The sequence below is a fragment of the Variovorax humicola genome, assembly GCF_037889915.1.
Lineage (GTDB): Bacteria > Pseudomonadota > Gammaproteobacteria > Burkholderiales > Burkholderiaceae_C > Variovorax > Variovorax humicola.
Map to the genome: position 1 here is coordinate 1 of NZ_JBBKZV010000015.1, position 21,167 is coordinate 21,167.

At 65.8% G+C, this 21,167-nt stretch carries 20 protein-coding genes and 1 tRNA gene; 12 read left to right on the plus strand and 9 right to left on the minus strand.

Annotated features, from left to right (window positions below; genetic code table 11):
- The 4 genes from WKW80_RS21495 to WKW80_RS21510 all read right to left on the minus strand — a co-directional run.
- The coding region (locus tag WKW80_RS21495; RefSeq protein WP_340365604.1) for a GAF domain-containing protein at positions 1-868 on the minus strand (868 nt) is incomplete at its 3' end.
- Positions 869-1,118: 250 nt separating this feature from the next.
- On the minus strand, positions 1,119-1,499 hold the full coding sequence (locus WKW80_RS21500) for a response regulator (RefSeq protein ID WP_340365605.1): 381 nt from the start codon (positions 1,497-1,499) through the stop codon (positions 1,119-1,121).
- A 53-nt stretch (positions 1,500-1,552) separates the two neighbouring features.
- Positions 1,553-2,599, minus strand: a complete 1,047-nt coding sequence (locus tag WKW80_RS21505) for a hypothetical protein (protein ID WP_340365606.1) — start codon at positions 2,597-2,599, stop codon at positions 1,553-1,555.
- A gap of 32 nt (positions 2,600-2,631) precedes the next feature.
- Positions 2,632-2,880 (minus strand): RNA recognition motif domain-containing protein, encoded by a 249-nt coding sequence (locus WKW80_RS21510; protein WP_340365607.1) that lies wholly within the window; start codon positions 2,878-2,880, stop codon positions 2,632-2,634.
- A gap of 163 nt (positions 2,881-3,043) precedes the next feature.
- On the opposite strand from WKW80_RS21510, the gene WKW80_RS21515 reads away from it, so the two are divergent.
- From WKW80_RS21515 to WKW80_RS21540, 6 genes are all read left to right on the plus strand, one after another.
- The gene (locus WKW80_RS21515; protein ID WP_340365608.1) at positions 3,044-3,172 is read left to right on the plus strand and encodes a hypothetical protein; all 129 of its coding nucleotides are present in this window, start codon (positions 3,044-3,046) and stop codon (positions 3,170-3,172) included.
- A 76-nt stretch (positions 3,173-3,248) separates the two neighbouring features.
- On the plus strand, positions 3,249-5,465 hold the full coding sequence (locus tag WKW80_RS21520; RefSeq protein ID WP_340365609.1) for a TerB family tellurite resistance protein: 2,217 nt from the start codon (positions 3,249-3,251) through the stop codon (positions 5,463-5,465).
- Entirely contained in the window at positions 5,462-6,397 is a 936-nt protein-coding gene (locus tag WKW80_RS21525) for a phosphate acetyltransferase (RefSeq protein ID WP_340365610.1), read from the plus strand. Before WKW80_RS21520 ends, WKW80_RS21525 begins: the two co-directional genes overlap by 4 nt.
- Positions 6,398-6,422: 25 nt before the next feature.
- Positions 6,423-7,610 (plus strand): acetate/propionate family kinase, encoded by a 1,188-nt coding sequence (locus WKW80_RS21530; protein WP_340365611.1) that lies wholly within the window; start codon positions 6,423-6,425, stop codon positions 7,608-7,610.
- 5 nt (positions 7,611-7,615) lie between these two features.
- The gene (gene fabI / locus WKW80_RS21535; protein WP_422822940.1) at positions 7,616-8,395 is read left to right on the plus strand and encodes an enoyl-ACP reductase FabI; all 780 of its coding nucleotides are present in this window, start codon (positions 7,616-7,618) and stop codon (positions 8,393-8,395) included.
- Between the two features lie 219 nt (positions 8,396-8,614).
- Positions 8,615-9,022, plus strand: coding sequence for an autotransporter domain-containing protein (locus WKW80_RS21540; protein ID WP_340365613.1), 408 nt, complete (start codon positions 8,615-8,617; stop codon positions 9,020-9,022).
- A 157-nt stretch (positions 9,023-9,179) separates the two neighbouring features.
- On the opposite strand, the gene WKW80_RS21545 is transcribed toward WKW80_RS21540, so the two are convergent.
- Positions 9,180-9,256 (minus strand) — tRNA-Ile (locus WKW80_RS21545).
- A 42-nt stretch (positions 9,257-9,298) separates the two neighbouring features.
- Positions 9,299-10,303: a heat-inducible transcriptional repressor HrcA gene (gene hrcA, locus WKW80_RS21550; protein ID WP_340365614.1), complete on the minus strand. Its 1,005-nt coding sequence runs from the start codon at positions 10,301-10,303 to the stop codon at positions 9,299-9,301.
- 28 nt (positions 10,304-10,331) lie between these two features.
- Between hrcA and WKW80_RS21555 the strand changes: the two genes are divergently transcribed.
- The 3 genes from WKW80_RS21555 (at position 10,332) to rapZ (ending at position 13,879) form a co-directional block, all read left to right on the plus strand.
- The gene (locus tag WKW80_RS21555) at positions 10,332-11,228 is read left to right on the plus strand and encodes an NAD kinase (RefSeq protein ID WP_340365615.1); all 897 of its coding nucleotides are present in this window, start codon (positions 10,332-10,334) and stop codon (positions 11,226-11,228) included.
- Between the two features lie 27 nt (positions 11,229-11,255).
- Positions 11,256-12,920, plus strand: a complete 1,665-nt coding sequence (gene recN / locus WKW80_RS21560; RefSeq protein WP_340365616.1) for a DNA repair protein RecN — start codon at positions 11,256-11,258, stop codon at positions 12,918-12,920.
- A gap of 83 nt (positions 12,921-13,003) precedes the next feature.
- Entirely contained in the window at positions 13,004-13,879 is an 876-nt protein-coding gene (gene rapZ / locus WKW80_RS21565; protein ID WP_340365617.1) for an RNase adapter RapZ, read from the plus strand.
- A 36-nt stretch (positions 13,880-13,915) separates the two neighbouring features.
- On the opposite strand, the gene mutY is transcribed toward rapZ, so the two are convergent.
- The 3 genes from mutY to mutM form a co-directional block, all read right to left on the minus strand.
- The gene (gene mutY / locus WKW80_RS21570; RefSeq protein ID WP_422822941.1) at positions 13,916-14,995 is read right to left on the minus strand and encodes an A/G-specific adenine glycosylase; all 1,080 of its coding nucleotides are present in this window, start codon (positions 14,993-14,995) and stop codon (positions 13,916-13,918) included.
- Positions 14,985-16,949, minus strand: a complete 1,965-nt coding sequence (locus WKW80_RS21575; protein ID WP_340365727.1) for a dynamin family protein — start codon at positions 16,947-16,949, stop codon at positions 14,985-14,987. The genes mutY and WKW80_RS21575 overlap by 11 nt, the downstream gene beginning before the upstream one ends.
- A gap of 85 nt (positions 16,950-17,034) precedes the next feature.
- On the minus strand, positions 17,035-17,853 hold the full coding sequence (gene mutM / locus WKW80_RS21580) for a bifunctional DNA-formamidopyrimidine glycosylase/DNA-(apurinic or apyrimidinic site) lyase (RefSeq protein WP_340365728.1): 819 nt from the start codon (positions 17,851-17,853) through the stop codon (positions 17,035-17,037).
- Positions 17,854-17,936: 83 nt separating this feature from the next.
- On the opposite strand from mutM, the gene WKW80_RS21585 reads away from it, so the two are divergent.
- From WKW80_RS21585 to ispE, 3 genes are read left to right on the plus strand one after another with little or no spacing between them, the layout of a single operon-like run.
- Positions 17,937-19,778: a tetratricopeptide repeat protein gene (locus WKW80_RS21585; RefSeq protein WP_422822943.1), complete on the plus strand. Its 1,842-nt coding sequence runs from the start codon at positions 17,937-17,939 to the stop codon at positions 19,776-19,778.
- A 44-nt stretch (positions 19,779-19,822) separates the two neighbouring features.
- Positions 19,823-20,275, plus strand: a complete 453-nt coding sequence (locus WKW80_RS21590; protein ID WP_340365619.1) for an outer membrane lipoprotein LolB — start codon at positions 19,823-19,825, stop codon at positions 20,273-20,275.
- Positions 20,272-21,141 (plus strand): 4-(cytidine 5'-diphospho)-2-C-methyl-D-erythritol kinase, encoded by an 870-nt coding sequence (gene ispE / locus WKW80_RS21595; RefSeq protein WP_340365620.1) that lies wholly within the window; start codon positions 20,272-20,274, stop codon positions 21,139-21,141. Before WKW80_RS21590 ends, ispE begins: the two co-directional genes overlap by 4 nt.
- Positions 21,142-21,167 lie beyond the last annotated feature (26 nt).

Consider the following 21,167-nt stretch of genomic DNA (forward strand, 5'->3'; position numbering starts at 1 on the left):
CGATGCGCTCGCGCTGCGACTCGTCCTGGCGGATCAGCGCACGCATGGCGCGGATGGTTTCCGCCGCGCGCTTGTCGTCGCGCACCACCGACTCGAGAACGCGCCGGATCAAAGCGGGGTCCACGTCGTCGCGCGCCAGATACTTGAGGCCCGCCTGCGCATTGCTCAGGATGGCCGCCAGCGGCTGGTTCAGTTCATGTGCGATCGCCGCCGTGAGCGCGCCGATGCGCGCCACGCGGTCGGCGTGCCAGACGCGCTGGCGCAACTGGCGCGCTTCCTCCTCCGTGCGCGCCAGCACCATGGCACTGGCGAGAAGCTCTCCGACGATCTTGAGCCTGGCGACCATGTCGGGCGACCAGCTGCAAGCGCTGCGAATGGACGCGAACGAGAGCACGGCGGTCACGCGCCCGCCCACGCGCAGCGGGATGGAAAGGTGCGAGCGCAAGCCGGTTTCTCGCACGTGCTGCGCCTCGGCCACGGCCTCGGGCGGGAGATCCTCCGGCAGTCTTTCCAACGACAGGATGCGCCCGGCCCTCAGCTCACCCAGAAACCAGGGCAGCCGGTACGGGTAGCGGCCCGGTTGCAGGGGTCGCAATCCATCGGCGGCCACCGAGCACAGCACGTTGAGATGGTCCCCGGCCACCAGTTCGGCGAAGGTGCAACGGTCGTAGCCAAGCACCGCGACCAGTTGGGACAACGTGCGCTCGCTCTTGCTCAGGAAGTCGCCGCTGGCGATGTCGGCCAGACCCTCCGACAGGTCGACCAGCAATTGCTCGAAACCGAGCTGCACCAGCAGGAGGGCGTCGGCGTCCGATCGCGATCGGGAACCGTCGGCGTCCAGTGAAGTTCCGGCCGACATGCGGCTCATCCCCTTCTCCTTGTTTGATCCGCAGAAAGTTCCGGGGCCGCAACCCGTCGACGCGAGCCGCACCGAAAACAAACAGGCAAGTCCGGTCGTCGGCGCAACATCCCGCATCCTTGCCGGTCCCATGTTCCCACGGAGCGCAGCACCGTGAGAGGCGGCAACCCATCGGATCATCGATGAGCGATTCGACCGGTGTCAAGCGGCGAGGAGGGGTGTCAGGCAGAGGCGAGGGGCCGCGATGGCTTCCTTGTCTTCAAGTAGCCCCATTTCGCCCATCGACATGCGCGACCCAGTCGATCGAATCCAGCAGCGCTGCAGCATCCACCGGCTTGTGGAAGAAGTGCCGCGCCCCCATTTCGCGCGCCCTGCGCCGGGCAGCCGTACCGTCGCTCGATGACAGGGCGATGATGGGCAGCGTTCGTGCGACGCTGTGCAGGGAAGCGCGCACCGACGCGTCTCTCTCCCATACGCCAGACACATCGAGCAGCACGCATACCGGCTGGTGGGCTTGCACCCGGACCAGGAAATCCTCCACCGACGCGCACGGCATCGCTTCCAGTCCCGCGGACTCCAGCAGGCGCGAGAGGCCCTCGCGCACCGACGCATCGCCATCGACGACGTAGACGATCCGCATGGCGCCTGTTTTCGACATTTCGAGTTCCCTCCTCCTGCCAGCCATTGATTTCTCTACATGTAGCGCTCGGCCTTCGAGAGCAGGTCTTCTTCCGGAGGCATCTCCGCGAGCGGACACCGCACGATGGCGATCACCACGTTGACGCCCTCCCCGATGGCGAGTTCCGTCATGACAAACTCGTTGACGGGCCCGGGATGGTCGGCCTCCACCCGCACGCCCATCCGGCTCAGGCGCAGTGGCGTGCGCTTCAGGCTCACATGCTGATCGGGGTGCAAGAACACGGCATCGATGTGCCTGATGTAGGCGTCGAGCGTCGCGACGCCGGCCTTCGTCTCGATGTAGTCGTGCACCGTCTCGTTGAGTTCGCGTTCCAGCGCTGCGATTTGCGATCGCGTCTGCGCCGTGTCCTCGAGCAGCCCTGCCGCCCCGTCCACCGCGAGCTTCACCAGCCGCAGGCGCGCGCCGAGCCAGGCCTTGCGCTCGCCCAGCGCGGCAGCCTTCATGTCCAGGTCGACGATTCGCTTGAGCGCGAGTTGCGCAAGGCGCCGGATGATGCGCCGGCCCACCTCCAGCCGCGTCGCATCGACCGTGGCCGAGGGCGCGAAGAGCCGGTGGCCCGAAAAGCTCACGGTGGCCTGAGGCACATCGTGCTGGACGGTATCGCCGTGCTGCTGCACTCCCAGCACGGTGCGCTCCTCGCGCTTCATCGCCAACAAGGCAAAGGCCTCGCCGGATTCCCGGTTCGATGGCTCGCGGAACAACTCGCGCAGTTCCTTGCTGCGGCCGAGGAAGGCGGGCACGTCGTCGGCCGAGGCGAAGAAGGCATTCAGCCGCGGGTCATCGCTCCAGGACGCGCGCGTGAGCAGAAGCGGCTCCAGCGGCTCCCGGGCCATCGCGCGCAGGTGCGAGATCGTCTTGCGCACGCAGTCTTCGAGCTTGCCCGCATAGCGCGACTGCAGGCGGATGCGTGGATCCACCGTCTCGACCACGAGCTCGGTCATGTCGGCAACCAGTTGCCGCTCCTCGGCATCGCCGGCATGCGCGGCCTCTCTCCCGAACAGTGCCGCGACGACGCGATCGAACAATGAAGACGTTTCCATGCTCTGCTCGCTCGGCGCCGGCGGGGACCGGGCTACCAATCCATCTTGGGCACCCATGCTCGCAGCACGCGGCCCTGATAGGAACGCCCATTGATGCGCTGCGCCAGCGACTCCGCCTGCGCCCGCGACATCTCCACCACGTCGATGAGCGCCGTGGGCGTACCGCTCTCGTTGGCCAGTCGGATCTTGTCCGCCTTCGCAAAGCTGGAGAGCGCTTCGCGAATGCCGTCCTCGGTGATGTCGTCGGGGAGATTTCCTATGACGATGTGCAACTGTTGCATGTGTCATCCCCTGGAATGGAATCGTTGCATCCTAGTTCCCACCGGATAGGGCGCGCAAATCCTACTTTGGTTGGATTCCCAGTCCATGGGGCCCGGCGCAAGCTCACGGCTCCGAACACGCCGGATCGCATCTGGCCCGAAGCGCCACCCGGAGGATCGACTCATGAATGCAGCCGAGTACCTCGCGCTCGAAACGCTGCGCGATGGTCGCCCCGTGCGCATCCGCGCACTGAGGCCTGTCGAGCGCGAATTGATGCGCGCGGCGGTCGTTTATCAACTCCAGCTGCCGTGACTCTCGTGCAAATGGATGGCCGCCACATTTCTGAAACAAAGGGCTCGGACGATGGCCCTTCGACAGCAGGAGCGAGATGACAGACAAACCCCCCTTCCCAACCGGTCTTTCCCCCCTGTTCGGCCTGTGGCCGATGCAGGCCGCGCAGACCGCCGCCGAGTACGGCATCGATGCCTGGCAACGCGCCATCCTCACCTTGGACGTGCTGCGCGAGCGCGGCAACCAATATATCGAGCACACGAAATCCGGCAAGCCGCCGGTGCTCGTCTTCGATTACGAAATGGTGCTCGACGCGCGGGAGTTTCCAAAGCCCGCCAACTACGCGCTGGTGCGCATCAAGCCCGGCGCGACGCACGCCAAGACGGACCCCGGCAAGCGGCCCTTCGTGGTGATCGATCCGCGCGCCGGCCACGGCCCGGGCATCGGCGGCTTCAAGATGGACAGCGAAATCGGCATCGCGTTGCAGCATGGCCATCCCTGCTACTTCGTGATGTTCTTCCCGATGCCGATGCCGGGCCAGACCATCGAATCGGTCTGCGCCGCGGAGATCGCCTTCATGCGCAAGGTCAACGAACTTCACTCCGAATCCGATGGCAAGCCCTTCGTGATCGGCAATTGCCAGGGCGGCTGGGCGCTCATCATGCTGGCGGCGCTGGCGCCACAGGAGGTCGGCCCGATCCTGCTGGCGGGCTCGCCCGTGTCGTACTGGGCCGGCGTCGAAGGCAAGAATCCGATGCGCTATTCGGGCGGGCTGATGGGCGGTACCTGGCTGGCTTCGTTCGCAGGCGACATGGGTCACGGCAAGTTCGACGGCGCCCATCTGGTCAGCAACTTCGAGGGCCTGAATCCGTCGAACACGTACTGGACGAAGCTCTACAGCCTGTATTCGCAGGTCGACACCGAGCGGGAGCGCTTCCTCGAATTCGAAAAGTGGTGGGGCGGCCTCTTCCTCATGAACAAGGAGGAGATGGAGTGGATCACGAAGAACCTCTTCGTCGGCAACAAGCTTTCGGCTGGCAAGGTGGAATCCTTCGACGGCAAGCATCGCGTGGACATCCGGAACATCCGCACGCCGATCGTCGTGTTCGCGTCGTGGGGTGACAACATCACGCCGCCGCAGCAGGCGCTCAACTGGATTCCCGATTCCTATTCGAGCGTGGACGAGATTCGCTTGAACGAGCAGACCATCGTCTATTGCCTGCACGAGAAGATCGGCCACCTGGGCATCTTCGTCTCCGCGGGTGTGGCCAAGCGCGAAACCTCCGAGCTGGCCAGCGCGCTCGACCTCATCGAGACGCTGCCGCCCGGCCTCTACGAGGCGGTGATCCAGGACACGCAGCCCGACATGCCCGGCCTGGCCTACCTCGAAGGCCGCTACCTGATCCAGTTCGCCGCGCGCACCATGGACGACATCCTCGCTCTCGATGACGGACGCAAGGACGAACAGGCATTCGAGGTGGTCGATCGCGTGGCCCAGATCAACCAGGGGCTCTACGACACCTTCGCCTCGCCCGTGGTCAAGGCCATGTCGAGCGAAATGGGCGCCGAGGCGGTGCGAGCCGCCAATCCGGCACGCGTGGAGCGCTGGGGGATGTCGGACCTCAATCCATGGATGTACTGGGTGAAGGCGCTCGCCGAAAACGTGCGCGCCAATCGCCGCCCTGCAGCACCGGACAACCCTTTCGCGAAAGCCGAGCGCGAAATGTCCAACACCATCGAGCAATCGCTCGACCGCGTGCGGGACGCGCGCGACGAGATGTCCGAGCGCATGTTCAAGGCGATCTACGAGGCGCCGTGGCTCGCCGCGGCCGTCGGACTCGGCGCCGACACGCTGGGCCGGCGCGGTCCGCAGTCGGCCACCTGGGAAAAGGACGAACTCAAGCGCCTCAAGCGCCAGGAGATCGAGTCGCAGTTCGAGACCGGCACGATCGTGGATGCGTGGGCACGGCTTTTGCTGTATGTGCGCCGGGAAGAAAACGTGGTCGACGAACGTCCTTACAACCTGATGCGGCGAATGATCGACGAGATCGAGCCCGAGCACCGTCCATCGCTCGCAGCGGTCAAGGCGGCGATGAAGCGGCAGGCTTTCGTGGTGGCGCTCGACGAGGAGCGCGCTGTCGCGGCACTGCCGCTGCTCGTGCCGGAGATGCATCAGCGCCGCAAGGGCTTCGAGGCGGCCCGGAAAGTCGCCAGCGCGCGCGGCAAGCCGACGGCGCATCAGGAAGAACGGTTTCGCCGTCTTGCAAGCATCCTTTCCCTCGATACGCCGGTCAAGCCACGGAGAACCGCATGAGTCACGAAAAGTACGACCGCCTCATCGAGGTTGCGAGATCGCTCGAAGCCATTGCAACGGCGGTAGTCCATCCATGCGACGCCAGTTCGCTCGCCGGCGCGCTGGATGCCGCACGGATGGGCCTGATCCGCCCGATTCTCGTCGGGCCGAGGGCGAAGATCGAAGCCGTGGCACGGGAGAACGGGCTCGACCTTTCCGGCTGCGAGTTGGTGGATGCGCCGCACAGCGAAGCCGCCGCGACGCAGGCGGTCGAGCTGGTGAAAGCCGGCAGGGCCGAGGCCCTGATGAAAGGCAGCCTGCACACCGATGAGCTCATGGCCGCGGTGGTGCGCAAGGACACCGGCCTGCGCACGGCGCGCCGCATCAGCCACTGCTTCGTGATGGACGTGCCTGCGCACGAAGATGCACTGATCATTTCCGATGCGGCCGTGAACATCGCGCCCACGCTCGAGGTGAAGATGGACATCGTGCAGAACGCGATTGATCTCGGGCATGCGCTGCGGGTGCCCGAAGTGCGCGTCGCCATCCTGTCGGCCATGGAAACGGTCAATCCGAAGGTGCCTTCGACGGTCGAGGCCGCGGCGCTGTGCAAGATGGCGGATCGCGGCCAGATCACCGGCGGCATTCTGGACGGGCCGCTGGCGCTGGACAACGCGATCGACCTGGCAGCCGCGGGCATCAAGAAGATCGTCTCGCCGGTCGCAGGGCGGGCGAACGTGCTCATCGTTCCCAACCTCGAAGCCGGCAACATGCTCGCCAAGAGCCTGAGCTTCCTCGCGCAAGCCGACTCGGCCGGCATCGTGCTGGGTGCGAAGGTGCCGATCATCCTCACCAGCCGCGCCGATTCGGTGACCGCGCGCCTCGCCTCATGTGCTGTCGCTGTGATGGTTGCGCACGCGCGGCGCGAAAGCCCGACGAAGGTGATCGCTTGAGCGCCGCACGCCGAGGGAGGCGCCAATGAACGATGCCATCGTCGTCCTCAACGCCGGGTCGTCGAGCCTCAAGTTCTCGCTCTTCGCGGGCTCCGACGATCTGCCCTTCGTCGCGGGCGGGCAAGTCTCGGGCCTGTACACCGCCGCGTCGCGCTTCGTGGGGAAGGACGCGGCAGGAAAGCAGGTCGCCGAAAAGCGCTGGGATGCCGACGCGAAACTGGACCACCACGGCGCCATCGCGCACATCGTGGAATGGCTGAAGACCACGCACGGGCACGAGCACCGGCTGTCGGCCGTCGGCCACCGGGTCGTGCATGGCGGCATGGACTACGCAGCGCCGGTGCGGGTCGACAGCGAAGTGGTGGCACGGCTCGAAAAGCTGGTGCCCCTCGCGCCGCTGCACCAGCCGCACAACCTGGCGCCGATCCGCGCCCTGTTGAAGCGCGCTCCCGAACTGCCGCAGGTCGCTTGCTTCGACACCGCCATGCATCGCTCCAATCCACCGCTGGCCCAGATGTTCGCGCTGCCGAAGGCGCTCTCGGACGAAGGCGTGAGGCGCTACGGCTTTCATGGCCTTTCATACGAGTACATCGCATCGGTGCTGCCGAAGTTCGATCCCCATGCCGCGAGCGGCAGGACCGTGGTGCTGCACCTTGGAAACGGCGCGAGCATGTGTGCATTGCAAGCCGGCCGCAGCATCGCCAGCACCATGGGTTTCACTGCTGTCGACGGCCTGCCGATGGGCACGCGCTGCGGTGCGCTGGACCCGGGCGTGATCCTCTATCTCATGGATGAGCGCGGCATGGATGCGCGCGCCATCGAAAAGCTGATCTACAGCCAGTCGGGGCTGCTCGGTGTCTCCGGCGTGTCGAGCGACATGCGCGAACTGCTCGAGTCCGACCAGCCGCAGGCGAAGGTGGCGGTCGATCTCTTTGTCTACCGCATCGGCCGCGAACTCGGTTCGCTCGCGGCGGCGCTGGGCGGACTCGATGCGATCGTCTTCACCGCCGGCATCGGCGAGCACGCACCCGCGGTGCGTGAGCGGATTTGCAGCCAGGCCGCATGGCTGGGCGTCGAACTCGACCCCGATGCCAATGCAAGCCGAGCCCCCCGCATCAGCACGCCGTCCAGCCGGGTCTCCGCCTGGGTGATCCCCACCAATGAAGAGTTGATGATCGCCCGGCATACGCGCGACCTGCTCGCACGAGGATGAACGCCATGACACCACAACACAACCCCGTCCTTGCCGGCAAGAAGGCCCTTGTGGTGGGCGTCGCCAACGAGCATTCGATCGCCTACGGCTGCGCGAATGCCTTTCGCAGCCTCGGCGCCGAACTGGCGATCACCTACCTCAACGAGAAGGCGCGGCCGTATGTCGAGCCGCTCGCGAAGGCGCTGGATGCGCCCATCGTGCTGCCGCTCGACGTCGAGCAACCGGGACAACTCGAAGCCGTGTTCAAGGCCATCGAGGACCAGTGGGGACGATTGGACATCCTTGTGCACTCCATCGCGTTCGCGCCGAAAGCCGACCTGCAGGGCGGCCTCCTCGACTGCTCGGCGGAGGGCTTCCAGCGGGCGATGGACGTTTCATGCCACTCCCTGATACGCATGGCGCGGCTTGCGACGCCGCTGATGACCGAGGGCGGCACCATGGTCGCCATGAGTTATCTCGGCGCGCAGAAGGTCGTGCCCAACTACAACGTGATGGGGCCGGTGAAGGCGGCGCTGGAGGCGGTATGCCGCTACCTCGCCTACGAGCTCGGTCCCAAGGGCATCCGCGTGCATCCGGTTTCGCCCGGCCCGCTCAAGACGCGCGCCGCCTCGGGCCTGAAGGACTTCGACCTGCTGCTCACCGAGGCTGCGAACCGCGCACCGGTGGGGGAACTGGTCGACATCGACGATGTCGGCTTTGCCTGCGCCTACCTCGCCACGCCGTATGCAAGGAGGCTGACCGGGCAGACGCTCTACGTGGACGGTGGCGTCAACATCATGGGGTGAGGCTGATCCTGGGCGCCGTCGGTGCCCAGGCGTTCATCGACATGCAGAGGGACGGACGACGCGTCGGAAGGGTTCGGTCGCGACCTACCCGGTAGAAGTCCCGCTGTTGGCGGCCTTGCCGGCGCAACTGCGGCAGGCCGACTTGGCGATGCTGGGCAACCTGCATCGGCGTATCGGCGACGAAGCCCCGGGGCCCCGGGGCCGGACTCGCAGACAGGCGTGCAGGCCGGTACGCGTCACGCGTATCAACACAGCAGCGTGGACGACATGTCCCTGGTTGGCGCGCAAGTGCGCCACAACGTGGCAGACGGCTGGATCGGGCGGCTGGGCGTACGCATCAGGGGCGATCTCGCCACCGGCGCCGGACGGCTGCAGCCGTACGCGCGAGTGAACTTGTACCGGGCGAACTTCGGGGACGACGTGGTCAGCTTCAATGGCCCGGCGGGATCGAGCGCGATCGCCAGCGCGAACGGCTACAGCGCGGCCGAGGCGGCCGCCGGCGCAACGCTGGCGCTGACCACCGCGACCAGCCTGTACGGCGAGATCGGCCACCTCTGGGGCATCGGGGGAGCTGCGACAGTCAAGTCCTCGGTACTGGCTTCGCTTGGCATCAAGGTGCGCTGGTAATCGTCCCGACTGCATGACGCCGGAAGGCCAGTCGACGCGGCACAGGAGCGTGGCAAAGCTGGGCCGCAAGCGTCTGCTCTGCGATTGCTTGCAAAACATGAACTCCGAAACAAAAATGCCTGCTATCGATTCGATAGCAGGCATTCCTCAAGCGGTTTGGTAGGCCGTGTTGGACTTGAACCAACGACCAAAGGATTATGAGTCCTCTGCTCTAACCAACTGAGCTAACGGCCCGCGCGGCCGGGATTCTAGTCGGCACCCTTGCCCGCCCTGTCTTCACTTGCGCCCGCTCAACGCATTGGTCACCAGACGCGACGTGATGTCGACGATCTGGATCATGCGTTCGTAGGGCATCCGCGTGGGGCCGATCACGCCGAGGGTGCCGACCACTTGCCCGTCGACCTCGTAATTGGCACTGACCACGGAGAGTTCTTCGACCGGCACAAGCTGGCTCTCGCCGCCGATGAAGATACGCACGCCTTCGGCCTTGCTCGACACATCCAGCAGCCGCATGAGTTGCGCCTTCTGCTCGAACAGATCGAACGCGCGGCGCAATTGGCCCATGTCGCTGGAAAAGTCGCTCACCGAAAGCAGGTTGCGCTCACCCGACACCACGACTTCGTCCTGCGCCTCCGTCAGCACCTCGCTGCTCACGGCCACGGCCGCCTGCATCAGCGCTGCGATTTCGCCGCGAAGCTTTTCCATTTCCGATTGAAGCCGGTCGCGCACCTGCTCGATCGACAAGCCGGCAAAGTTGGCGTTGATGTAGTTCGACGCCTCGACCAGTTGCGACTGCGTGTAGTCGGTTTCCGGAAAGATCACGCGGTTCTGCACGTCGCCGTCGGGCGAGACGATGATGACCAGCAGGCGACGGTCCGACAGCCGCATGAACTCGATGTGCCGGAACACCGAAGCCCGGCGCGGCGCCATCACCACGCCGACAAAGTGCGAGAGGTTCGACAGCAACTGCGCGGCGTTGACGATGACCTTTTGCGGCTGGTCCGGCGACAGCGGCGGTGTCGTGAAAGGTTCACGCCGGCTGGTCAACATGGTGTCGACGAACAGACGATAGCCGCGCGCCGTGGGAATGCGTCCGGCCGAGGTGTGCGGACTGGCAATCAGGCCAAGCTCTTCGAGGTCGGACATCACGTTGCGGATGGTCGCCGGCGAGAGCTCCAGGCCCGGCGTTCGCGAGAGCGTGCGCGAGCCGACAGGCTGGCCGTCCGCGATATAGCGTTCAACCAGAGTCTTGAGCAGAAGCTTGGCGCGGTCGTCCAACATCTGGCAATTTTAATGTTGTAATTTGGTCATGACTCTCCGCTTCCGGCACGTCGCCCTCATCGGTAAATACCAGGCGTCCGGCGTCCGCGCGCAGGGCAACGCCCTCGATGGCGTGATGAGCGAAATCGCCTCCTTCCTCGAAAACCAGGGCTGCGAAGTGGTCGTCGAGCAATCGACTGACGTGTCACCCGAGTCGGGCCGCTACCAGGCCCTTGCGCTCGACCAGATCGGCGAGCAATGCGACCTCGGCCTCGTCGTGGGCGGCGACGGCACGATGCTGGGCGTCGGGCGCCAACTGGCCCGCCATGGCTTGCCCCTGATCGGCATCAACCGCGGCCGGCTCGGCTTCATCACCGACATTCCGCTCGACAACTACCACGCGGCGCTCGTCCCGATGCTCGCGGGCGAGTTCGAGGAAGACCATCGCAGCCTGATGCATGCGCAGGTCTTTCGCGGCGAAGAAATCGTCTTCACGGCATACGCGATGAACGACGTGGTGGTGAATCGCGGCGCCACTTCCGGCATGGTGGAGTTGCGCGTGTCGGTGGGCCGGCACTTCGTGGCCAACCAGCGCGCAGACGGCTTGATCATCGCAACGGCCACCGGCTCGACGGCCTATGCACTGTCGGCCGGCGGGCCCCTGCTCCATCCGGCGATTCCGGGCTGGGTGCTGGTGCCGATCGCGCCGCACACCTTGTCGAACCGGCCCATCCTGCTGCCCGATGCGGACGAGGTCACCATCGAGCTGGTGGCCGGCCGCGATGCAAGCGCCAATTTCGACATGCAGTCGCTCGCCTCGCTGCAGCACGGCGACCGCATCGTGGTGCGCCGCTCCGACTACCGCGTGCGCTTCCTGCACCCCAAAGGCTGGAGCTACTTCGACACCCTGCGCAAGAAACTGCACTGGAACGAAGGAGGCTCATGAGCCACCTTGCTTCCCGGGAGACCTGACTTGGCTTTAAGACGCATCGCCCTGCGCGATTTCGTGATCGTGCGTGAACTCGAACTCGACCTGTCGAGCGGGTTCACGGTGCTGACCGGCGAAACCGGCGCAGGCAAATCCATCCTGATCGACGCATTGCAACTGGCGCTCGGCAACCGGGCCGATGCCGGCGCAGTGCGCGAGGGCGCCGAGCGGCTGGACGTGTCGGCGGAGTTCGATGCGGACACGACGCTCGCCGGCTGGCTGGACGAGGGCGGCTTCGAAGCCGACGATTCGCTGCTGCTGCGCCGCACTGTCGACCTCCAGGGCCGCAGCCGCGGCTGGATCAACGGCAGCCCCGCGACGGCCACGCAGCTGCGCGAACTCGGCGACCGCCTGCTCGATATTCACGGCCAGCATGCATGGCAGAGCCTCACGCGGCCCGACGCGGTGCGCGGCCTGCTCGATGCGTATGCCGGCGTGCGCACGGACGCGCTGGACGCCTGTTGGCATGCATGGCGCCAGTCGCTCGCGGCGCTCGAAACGGCGCGATCCGCACAGGATTCGCTGCAACGCGACCGGGAACGATTGCAATGGCAGATCGGCGAGGTCATGAAGCTTGCGCCTGGTGCCGACGAGTGGGAAGAACTTTCTGCGAACCATGCGCGCGCGTCCAACGCACAGACGCTGATCGAGGCAGCCGAAGGCGCCCGCGAGGCCCTGGAAGGCGACGACGGCGGCGCGCTGAGCGCCCTCACTCGTGCGGCCACGCTGTTGCAGAACTGCGAGCACATCGAACCCGAATTCAAGGCGCTCGGCGAAGTGCTCGCGTCGAGCGTGGCGCAGGCCGCCGATGCCGCGCACACGCTGCATGGCTATCTGCGGCATGCGGACACCGATCCGCAGACCCTGGCCGAACTCGACGAGCGCATGGGACTCTGGATGTCGCTGGCAAGACGCTACAAGCGCGGCCCGGCCGACCTGCCCGCCTTGCTTGCGGGCTGGCAGGACGAGCTCAAGGCACTTGATGCGGCCAGCGACCTCGAAACGCTCGAACTCGTCGAACAGGCGGCCCAGCAAGCCTTCATGAAAGAAGCCGGCACCGTCGGCAAGACACGCAAGCAGGCGGCACCCAGACTCGCAAAGGCCGTCACGCTCGCCATGCAAGGCCTTGGCATGCAGGGTGGCACCTTCGAAGTGAAGCTGCAAACGCTCGCCCAACCCGGCCGTGCGGGCCTCGAAGACATCAGCTTCCTCGTCAGCGGCCACCCCGGCAGTACGCCGCGGCCGATCGGCAAGGTCGCATCGGGCGGGGAACTCTCGCGCATCGCGCTCGCCATTGCCGTCACGACCAGCGAACTCGGTGCCGCCCAGACCTTGATCTTCGACGAGGTGGATGCCGGCGTCGGCGGCGCCGTCGCTGAAACGGTCGGCCGCCTGATGAAGCAGTTGGGCCGCGACCGCCAGGTGCTCGCCGTGACCCATCTGCCGCAGGTTGCCGCGTGCGCCGACCACCATCTCGTCGTGGCCAAGCGCCAGGTCGCCGGCCGCACCGAAAGCGGTGTCACGCCACTCGAAGGCGCGGCGCGGGAGAAAGAGGTCGCCAGGATGCTGGGCGGCGAAAAGGTGTCCCAGACCTCGCTCGCGCATGCGCGCGAGATGCTCGACAAGACGTCGACGGAAGCGCGGGCATGAGGGCCGCCTGGCCGCCCGAAGGCGCTCGTACGGCAGTGCGATGCACGGAGGTTACCTGATGAGAGCCCAACCCGGAGGCCGCCATGAGCCTTGAATTGGTGCTCATCACCGGCATGTCCGGCTCCGGCAAATCGGTCGCCCTGCACGCGCTGGAAGACGCCGGCTACTACTGCGTCGACAACCTGCCCCCCGAATTGCTGATGCAGTTCATCGCGCTGCAGCATGAGCAGCGCAGCGAGCGCGTGGCGATCGCGATGGACGTGCGCAGCGGCGTCTCGTTGCCCCTGGTGCCGCAACAGCTCGAAACGCTGCGACGCGATGGCGTGTCCCTGCGCTCGCTGTTCCTCGACTCGACCACGGACGCACTGGTGCGCCGCTACTCGGAGACACGCCGGCGTCATCCGCTCTCGCGCCAGGAAAGCCGCAACGACGCGCCGGAAACCCAGCGTGTGCTGATGCAGGCGATTGAGCTCGAACGGGAACTCCTGGCCGAACTGCGCGACGGCGCCGATGTGATCGACACCAGCATCATCCGGCCGGCGCAACTTCAGAGCTATGTAAAGCTGCTGATTTCAGCGCCTCAAAGCGCACTGACGCTGGTGTTCGAATCCTTTGCATTCAAACGCGGCGTCCCACTCGATGCCGACTATGTGTTCGACGTGCGGATGCTGCCGAATCCGCACTACGTCCCCGCCCTGCGTGCGCTGACGGGTCGCGACGAGCCGGTCATCGACTGGCTGCGCCAGCACGACGATGTGGCGCGCATGTACGGCGACATCGAAAATTTCCTCAGCCGCTGGCTCGACGCACTCGCGCGTGACCACCGCAGCTACGTGACGGTGGCCATCGGCTGCACCGGCGGGCAGCATCGCTCCGTGTTCCTGGTGGAGCAATTGGCGCGCGGGTTCGGAACGCGCTGGGCCGCGCTCAAGCGGCATCGGGAACTGGACGGGGTCTAGCAAAAGCCAGGCGCGCGGGCGCATCCTCGGAAGCTCTCAGGCCAGGAGCTTGCGCAGGGGCGCCGGCAAGCCCAGGCCTTCCCACTCGCGCGGCGCGACCCATTGGCCTTCGCCTGGCATCGCCGCCATGTCGCCAGATTCCACCCACACCGGATGCAGATGCAGATCCTTGTGGGTCAGCACGTGCAGGAACGCGTCGTCTTCCTGCGCAATCGCGCGCAACGACTGCGGCAGAGCCTCGAGCAGCGCGGCATGGCTGTCGAACACCGGCACGCAGTAGAGGCCGGCCCAGATACCGCGCGCCGGGCGCTTCCGGAGCCACACTCGCCCCGCCGAATCGCGTGCCAGCAGCAACCAGAGCGATTCTGAAGTGCGCTTGAGCTTTCGCGTCTTGACCGGGTAAGCCTCGGGCGTGCCCTGTCGCCGGGCCATGCAGACGTCGTTCACCGGGCACAGCAGGCAATTCGGCTTGCGCGGCAGGCAGACGGTCGCGCCCAGGTCCATCAAGCCTTGCGTGTAGCTTTCGATCGCGCCGCGCTCCGAGGCGGCCGGCAGCAGTTCAGTCGCCGCATTCCAGAGCGCCCGTTCGCTGGCAGCGACCGAAAGATCTGCATCGAAACCCAACACACGTGTCAGCACCCGCTTGACGTTGCCGTCCAGGATCGCCACGCGTTCGCCAAAGCAAAACGCCGCGATGGCCGCAGCCGTCGAGCGGCCGATGCCCGGCAGCGTCACCAAGTCCTCCGAGCGCTGCGGAAACACGCCGCCAAAGCGGGCCATGACATCCTGTGCGCAGCGGTGCATGTTGCGCGCGCGGCTGTAGTAGCCAAGACCGCTCCACAGACCGAAGACTTCGTCTTCATCCGCCTCAGCCAGTTCGGCAACGGTCGGGAAACGCGCGAGAAACCGGTCGAAGTAGCCGAGCACCGTCGAAACCTGCGTCTGTTGCAACATCACTTCCGACAGCCACACGCGGTAGGGGTCGCGGGTGTTCTGCCAGGGCAGTTCGCTGCGCCCGTGCGTACGCTGCCAGCGAACCACGCTGGCGACAAACACCGGTGCGATCAGGGATGACGGCGATGCGGGCGCTGCCGCCGCGTCGCGCTTACGCGGCACGGAGCTCGTTGTTCTGCGCTGCGGCTGCGGTGGGCGGCTCGTTGCTGGTCAGCAGAGACGTCAGCTCGCGCAGCCGGCGATGCAATTCGACCAGGCCCGCCTCCTGCGCGCTCAGTTCGGCAAGACGCTCGTCGAGATTGCCTGCCGCCTGCTGTATGCGGTCGACGGCCTCGATGCGCTTGCCGAAGTTGCGCCGGCGTTCCTTCAGCTGTGCATCGAGCTGGGCGCCAGCGCCCTTGCTCCAGCGCTCGACCTCGCTCATCGCCGCTTCATTGACGACGCGCAGCCGGCTCGCCAGCGCACGCACCAGCTTGTCGCAAAACTCGGGTTGCGCCAGCTTGAGGATGTTGCCGACACCGAGGTACTGCGTGTGGGAGTGCTCGATCTGGCTCATCTGCTCCTCGAACTCTTTCAGGTTCGGTTCGGCAGGCGCCAGCAGCGTGAAGCCGTGCTCCGCGTTGAGCTGGCGGAACGTGGCGTGCAGCATCTGCTGGATCTCGGCACTGGTGGCCTGCACTTCGCGCAGGTTGTTGCGCAGCGCGTCGAAGGTTTCGGCGTAGACCTTGCGCACGTTGAACTTGATGCCGGGCTTCTTGAGCGCCGCGGCCAGCTTGCCCATGTCGGACTTGAGTGCCGTGCTGCCCAGCACCGCATACACCTCACGCAACAACTTGCCCTGCACCGACCGCAACGCCAGGATGCGCGCGTTGCTGCCTTCGAATTCACTTTGCTCCTGCTCGATGCGGGTGCGCATGTGCCGGATGACGGACACGTTCTTGCCACGCAGGCCCTGCAATTCCAGCGCTTGTTCGGAAAGGTCGCGCTGTCGCACGGTGAGGATGCGGGCGGCCTCGGTGCGCAGCGCGGCTATGCCGTTGTCCACCGCGCCGCGCAACATGGTCTCTCGCTTGCCAAGCAGCCCCTCGCCCAGCACCGATTCGAGCGCCGGCAAGCGGCTGGCCTGCAGCAATGGGCCATCCCGGCGGATCTTGGCTTGCAGGCCCTTCTGCGCCGAAACCGGCAGCACCTGGCGCAGCGGTACACCGAGCAAATCGGCGGCACCGTTGCGCTGGCGATCGATCTGGGCATCGATCTGGGCAGGCGTGCTCAGGATGTCCCACATGGTGTCGATCTTGTTGAGCACCACGATGCGCGCCTCGCCGGGTTCGCCTTCGGTGATCAGGTGCTCGCGCCAGATCGACAGGTCGGATCGCGTCACACCGGTGTCGGCGCCCAGGATGAAGACGACCGCATGCGCCTGCGGGATCAGACTCACCGTCAACTCGGGCTCGGCACCGATGGCGTTGAGGCCGGGCGTGTCGAGGATGACCAGGCCTTGTTCCAGCAGCGGATGCGGCATGTTCAGCACCGCATGGCGCCAGCGCGGGATTTCAACGCGTCCCTCGGCATCGGGCACCGGGTTGTCCTCGGTGTTCTCGTCGCTCCAGAACCCAAGGGCGCGCGCTTCGTCCAGCGGCACCCAGTTGACCTCTGCCACCTTCTGCATCGTTTCCGCGAGCTGTTCGGCATCGTTCACGTCGATGGGCAACTCAATCCAGCGGAATGTTTCGTCGCGCCAGTGGGTCAGCGAATGCGGTTCCAGCCGGGTCTCGATGGGCAACAGGCGCAGGCTCGCCGGCGTGCCTGCGTCGTAGCCGAGTTCTGTCGGGCACATCGTCGTGCGGCCCGCACTGGCTGGCATGATGCGACGGCCGTAACCCGCGAAGAAGATCGCATTGATCAACTCCGACTTGCCACGCGAGAACTCCGCCACGAAAGCCACCATGACCTTGCTGGTGCGCATCTGGGACTCCAGGTCACGCAGGCGCTCGGCCACGGATTGATCGAGCAGCTCGTTCTCGTTGAGCCAGCCAGACAGCCACTTGAGCCGGTGCGCGAAATTGCGTCGCCAGGTCCCGTGCTGGTCGAATTGCTGATTGAAGGAGCGGCTCAAAATAAAATGTAATGTTGGCTTACAAAATATAGCACCGGCACGCAGCCAGGTGAGCACACCCTACGTACGTCCCGGTCGGCAATTGCTAGCACTTTTGACAACTAGGACAGAAAAACGTCGACCGTTGCCCTTGCCTGATCTGCCGGATCGTCGCTGAACAAACCCTGCACGGCTCGCCGGCCCGACCGTAGACCGTGGCCTCCAACTGGAAATAACCGCCTTGCCCGTCCGCGTTGGTGAAGTCACGAAGCGTACTACCTCCGCGCTCCACGGCGCGCGCCAATACCTCTCGAACCGCCGCATGCAGGCGCGCGGCGCGCGGTCGGCTGATACGAGAGGCAGACAGCGTCGGTCGGATGCCGGCGAGGAACAGCGCTTCGGACGCATAGATGTTGCCCACGCCCACCACCAGTTCGCCCGCCAGGAGCACCTGCTTGATCGGCGCATGGCGCTTTTTCAGGCCAGCAAAAAACGCGCCAAAGTCGAAGCCGTCGCCCAGCGGTTCCACACCGAGCCTGCCCAGCAGCTTGATCGCCAGGGGCGCCGCCTCGTCCCGCGCATACACCACCGCGCCGAAACGGCGAGGGTCGTTGAGCCGCAACGAGCCCCGGTTGGTGACCATGTCGAAATGGTCGTGCGGGCCGGGCGGCGGCAGCGGCATGTCGGTGAACCGAAGGCTCCCCGACATGCCCAGGTGAAGCAGCAACAGGCCCTCGTCCAGGTCGATCAGCAGGTATTTGCCGCGCCGGCGGACCGCCCGCACGGCACGCCCGGCCAGCGCCGACGGCTCGACGGCCAACGCCCACCGCAACGGCTTGCCCATTCGCACGACTTCGATGCGGGCGCCTGCGATGCGGTCCGCAAAACCAAGACGTGTGACTTCTACTTCAGGGAGTTCGGGCATGGTCGACAATTCACGTCAGATTCCGCTGGAACGTCAATCCCCTTGCGGTGGTCACACAAAAGCCTTGGATTATTATGGTTGCAATGACCCCTCCGCCCCGCCGACTCCGCCTTGCGGCGGCCGCCTCGCTCGTGTTGCTCGCCCTCGCAGCGCACGCGCAGCGGACTGATCCCGCGCCTGCCTCGCCGAAGAATCCCGTCGCGCCCATGAGCCCGGCGCCCATCGTCGAGCCGCCGACTGCGCCGGCGACGGCAACTCCGCCGGATGCGGAAGACGCACCGGATGCACGACCTTCGGCCCTCACCGGCGAACTGTTTTTCGAAGTGCTCGTCGGCGAGATGAGCGCTCGCTCGGGCGCCCCGGCGGACGGATCGGCACTGATGCTTGAAGCCGCGCGCCGCACACGCGACCCGCGGCTGTATCAGCGCGCCGTCGAGTTGGCATTGCAAACGCGTTCGGGCGATGCCGCGCTGGCGGCGGTCCGCGCCTGGAAACAGGCTCAACCCGATTCCCGTGATGCGCGCCGGCTCGAACTGCAGATCCTGATTGCACTGAATCGCCTGTCCGCGACGGTCGAACCGCTGCGCGCCGAGTTGGCCGCAACCCCGGAGATCGAGCATCCCTTCTTGATGACGTTGATCGCACGGACCTACGCACGCGCAGCCGACAAAAAGGTCGCTGCACAGGTGGTCGAGAGTGCGCTGGTCGATGAAGTCAAAAACCCCGCGACCGCCGGTCTGGCATGGGCCACCATCGGGCGAATGCGCCTCCTCGCCGGGGACGCGTCCGGCGCACTCGACGCCGCGCTCAAGGGCCAGGAGGCCGATCCGAAGTCCGACGGCCCGGCCATGCTGGCGCTCGACCTCGTCGACCCCGGCCAGCCCCTGGCCGAACCCATCGTCACGCGATACCTCGCATTGCCGAATGCCCAGCCAGAGATTCGCATGGCCTATGCGCGCGTGCTGGTCGAGGGCCGCCGCTTTGACGAGTCCAGCGCCCAACTTACCAAACTGACGGTCGAGCGGCCCGAACTGCCCGAGCCCTGGATCCTGCTCGGTTCGCTGCAAGCCCAGGCCCGCCAGGACACTGCGGCCGAAGCGTCGCTCAAGCGGTACGTCGAATTGGCAAATGGACAGGCCGACGCCGACGACCGCAAGCGTGGCCTGACCCAGGCGTATCTGCTGCTGGCCCAACTCGCCGAGCGCCGCAAGAACTACGCCGCCGCCGAAAGCTGGCTCACGAAGATCGACAGCAGCGACGACATGATCGGCGCGCAGGCGCGCCGCGCATCGTTGCTGGCACGCCAAGGCAAATTGCAGCAGGCCCGCGAACTGGTACGGTCGCTGCCCGAGACCTCCCCCGACGACAAGAAGCAGAAGTTCCTGGCCGAGGTGCAATTGCTTCGCGACGCCAAGCAATACCAGCAGGCCTACGACATGCTCGCCAGGGCCAGCACCGCGGCGCCGGACGACGGAGACCTGCTGTATGACCAGGCCATGCTGGCTGAAAAGCTCAATCGCATGGACGACATGGAGCGGCTGCTGCGCCGCCTGATCGAACTCAAGCCGGACAACCAGAACGCCTACAACGCGCTCGGCTACTCCTTCGCCGATCGCAAGGTGCGCCTGGAAGAAGCCCGCACGCTGATCCAGAAGGCGGTCCAGTTGGCGCCGGACGATCCATTCATCGCCGACAGCCTCGGCTGGGTCGAATACCGGCTGGGCAACATGGATGAAGCCTCCCGCATCCTCGAAGCGGCCTACAAGAAACGTCCCGACGCGGAAATCGGGGCCCATCTGGGCGAAGTGCTCTGGGCCATCGGCAATCGTGATCGTGCGGTCGCCATCTGGAAGGAAGCCTCGCTGACCGATGCCGACAACGAGACCTTGCAGGAAACGCTCAAGCGCCTGCGCGTCAAGTTGTGAGGCGCCGGGCAGCATTGCTGGCAGGCGCTGCCGTGGCGCTTTTCATGGCAGGTTGCGCAGCGCCGCAAGGTGCTGCGATTCGAGATGATGCACCGGCCGGTGGCGCGTGGAATGGCCGTCTGGCACTCAGCGTCGAGGGCGAGGCGCAGCAAAGTTTCTCGGCCTTGTTCGACCTGCGCGGTTCGCCGCGCGCCGGCGAACTGGCCTTGACTTCGCCCATCGGCAGCACCCTGGCCGTGTTGCAATGGTCGCCCGGCGAGGCACTGCTGAAAAACGGCAACCAGACGCGCCGCTATGACTCCGTCGACGCCCTGATCGAAGCCGCCACGGGCGCGGCCATTCCGGTCGATGCGCTGTTCGGCTGGCTGGCTGGGCGCGACGACCCGGTACCGGGCTGGAAGGCCGACCTGTCTCAATATGCCAGCGGCCGGCTGCAGGCGATGCGCCATTCGCCACAGCCGACCGCCGACTTGCGCATCGTCTTCGAGCGGCAATGAAGGCCCTGTACGACCTGCCGGCGCCGGCCAAGCTCAATCTCTTTCTGCACATCACCGGCCGCCGCGACGACGGCTACCACCTGCTGCAGTCGGTCTTCATGCTGATCGACTGGTGCGACACGCTGCACATCGAGCGGCGAGACGACGGGGGTCTGTCGCGTGAAGACCTCACGACGCCGCTGCCCGCGGATGACCTGGTGCTTCGCGCGGCCCGTGCCCTGCAGGTCTTTGCGGGGCCTGGACAGGGCGCTCACATCGGAATCGCCAAGCAGGTGCCCGCACAGGCGGGGATGGGCGGCGGCTCGTCGGACGCGGCCACGTGCCTGCTCGCGCTGAACCGTCTGTGGGGGCTCGACCTGCCGCTCGCCAGGCTCGAACAGATCGGCTTGGCGCTCGGCGCGGACGTGCCGTTCTTTTTGCGGGGACACAACGCCTGGGTCGAGGGCATCGGCGAAAAAATCACCCCGGTCGACCTGTCGCCAGGCCGCTTCTGCGTGGTCAAGCCGCCCCAGGGAATCGACACCCGTGACATTTTTGCAGCGCCGGACCTTGAGCGCGCTACACCCAGTGCTATAATCGCAGGCTTCGCTGCAAAGCATGGGTCAAACGAGATCGACAAGTTCGAATTTGGCCACAACGACTTGCAGCCGGTTGCCCAAAGGCTTTGTCCCGCCGTCACCCAGGCCATCGAATGGCTCGGGTCACGGGGTTTGAAAGGCAGGATGACCGGCTCTGGAAGTGCCGTGTTCGCAGCAATGCCGCAGAAAGCGGATCTGCCAGTAGCCCCTGAGGGCTGGTCGGTACGACAATGCGGCAACATGGCTGTTCATCCCCTGGCCGGGTGGGCATCCAGCGACATTTCATAGGTTGGTGGCCTGTCTCCACAAGAGAC

Excerpts from the sequence above, each read along its gene's own strand:
- WKW80_RS21500 (WP_340365605.1), bottom strand. The coding sequence starts at position 1,499 with ATGCGGATCGTCTACGTCGTCGATGGCGATGCGTCGGTGCGCGAGGGC.
- WKW80_RS21505 (WP_340365606.1), bottom strand. The coding sequence starts at position 2,599 with ATGGAAACGTCTTCATTGTTCGATCGCGTCGTCGCGGCACTGTTCGGG.
- WKW80_RS21510 (WP_340365607.1), bottom strand. The coding sequence starts at position 2,880 with ATGCAACAGTTGCACATCGTCATAGGAAATCTCCCCGACGACATCACC.
- WKW80_RS21515 (WP_340365608.1), top strand. The coding sequence starts at position 3,044 with ATGAATGCAGCCGAGTACCTCGCGCTCGAAACGCTGCGCGATGGTCGC.
- WKW80_RS21520 (WP_340365609.1), top strand. The coding sequence starts at position 3,249 with ATGACAGACAAACCCCCCTTCCCAACCGGTCTTTCCCCCCTGTTCGGC.
- WKW80_RS21525 (WP_340365610.1), top strand. The coding sequence starts at position 5,462 with ATGAGTCACGAAAAGTACGACCGCCTCATCGAGGTTGCGAGATCGCTC.
- WKW80_RS21530 (WP_340365611.1), top strand. The coding sequence starts at position 6,423 with ATGAACGATGCCATCGTCGTCCTCAACGCCGGGTCGTCGAGCCTCAAG.
- fabI (WP_422822940.1), top strand. The coding sequence starts at position 7,616 with ATGACACCACAACACAACCCCGTCCTTGCCGGCAAGAAGGCCCTTGTG.
- hrcA (WP_340365614.1), bottom strand. The coding sequence starts at position 10,303 with ATGTTGGACGACCGCGCCAAGCTTCTGCTCAAGACTCTGGTTGAACGC.
- WKW80_RS21555 (WP_340365615.1), top strand. The coding sequence starts at position 10,332 with ATGACTCTCCGCTTCCGGCACGTCGCCCTCATCGGTAAATACCAGGCG.
- rapZ (WP_340365617.1), top strand. The coding sequence starts at position 13,004 with ATGAGCCTTGAATTGGTGCTCATCACCGGCATGTCCGGCTCCGGCAAA.
- mutM (WP_340365728.1), bottom strand. The coding sequence starts at position 17,853 with ATGCCCGAACTCCCTGAAGTAGAAGTCACACGTCTTGGTTTTGCGGAC.
- WKW80_RS21585 (WP_422822943.1), top strand. The coding sequence starts at position 17,937 with ATGACCCCTCCGCCCCGCCGACTCCGCCTTGCGGCGGCCGCCTCGCTC.
- WKW80_RS21590 (WP_340365619.1), top strand. The coding sequence starts at position 19,823 with ATGGCAGGTTGCGCAGCGCCGCAAGGTGCTGCGATTCGAGATGATGCA.
- ispE (WP_340365620.1), top strand. The coding sequence starts at position 20,272 with ATGAAGGCCCTGTACGACCTGCCGGCGCCGGCCAAGCTCAATCTCTTT.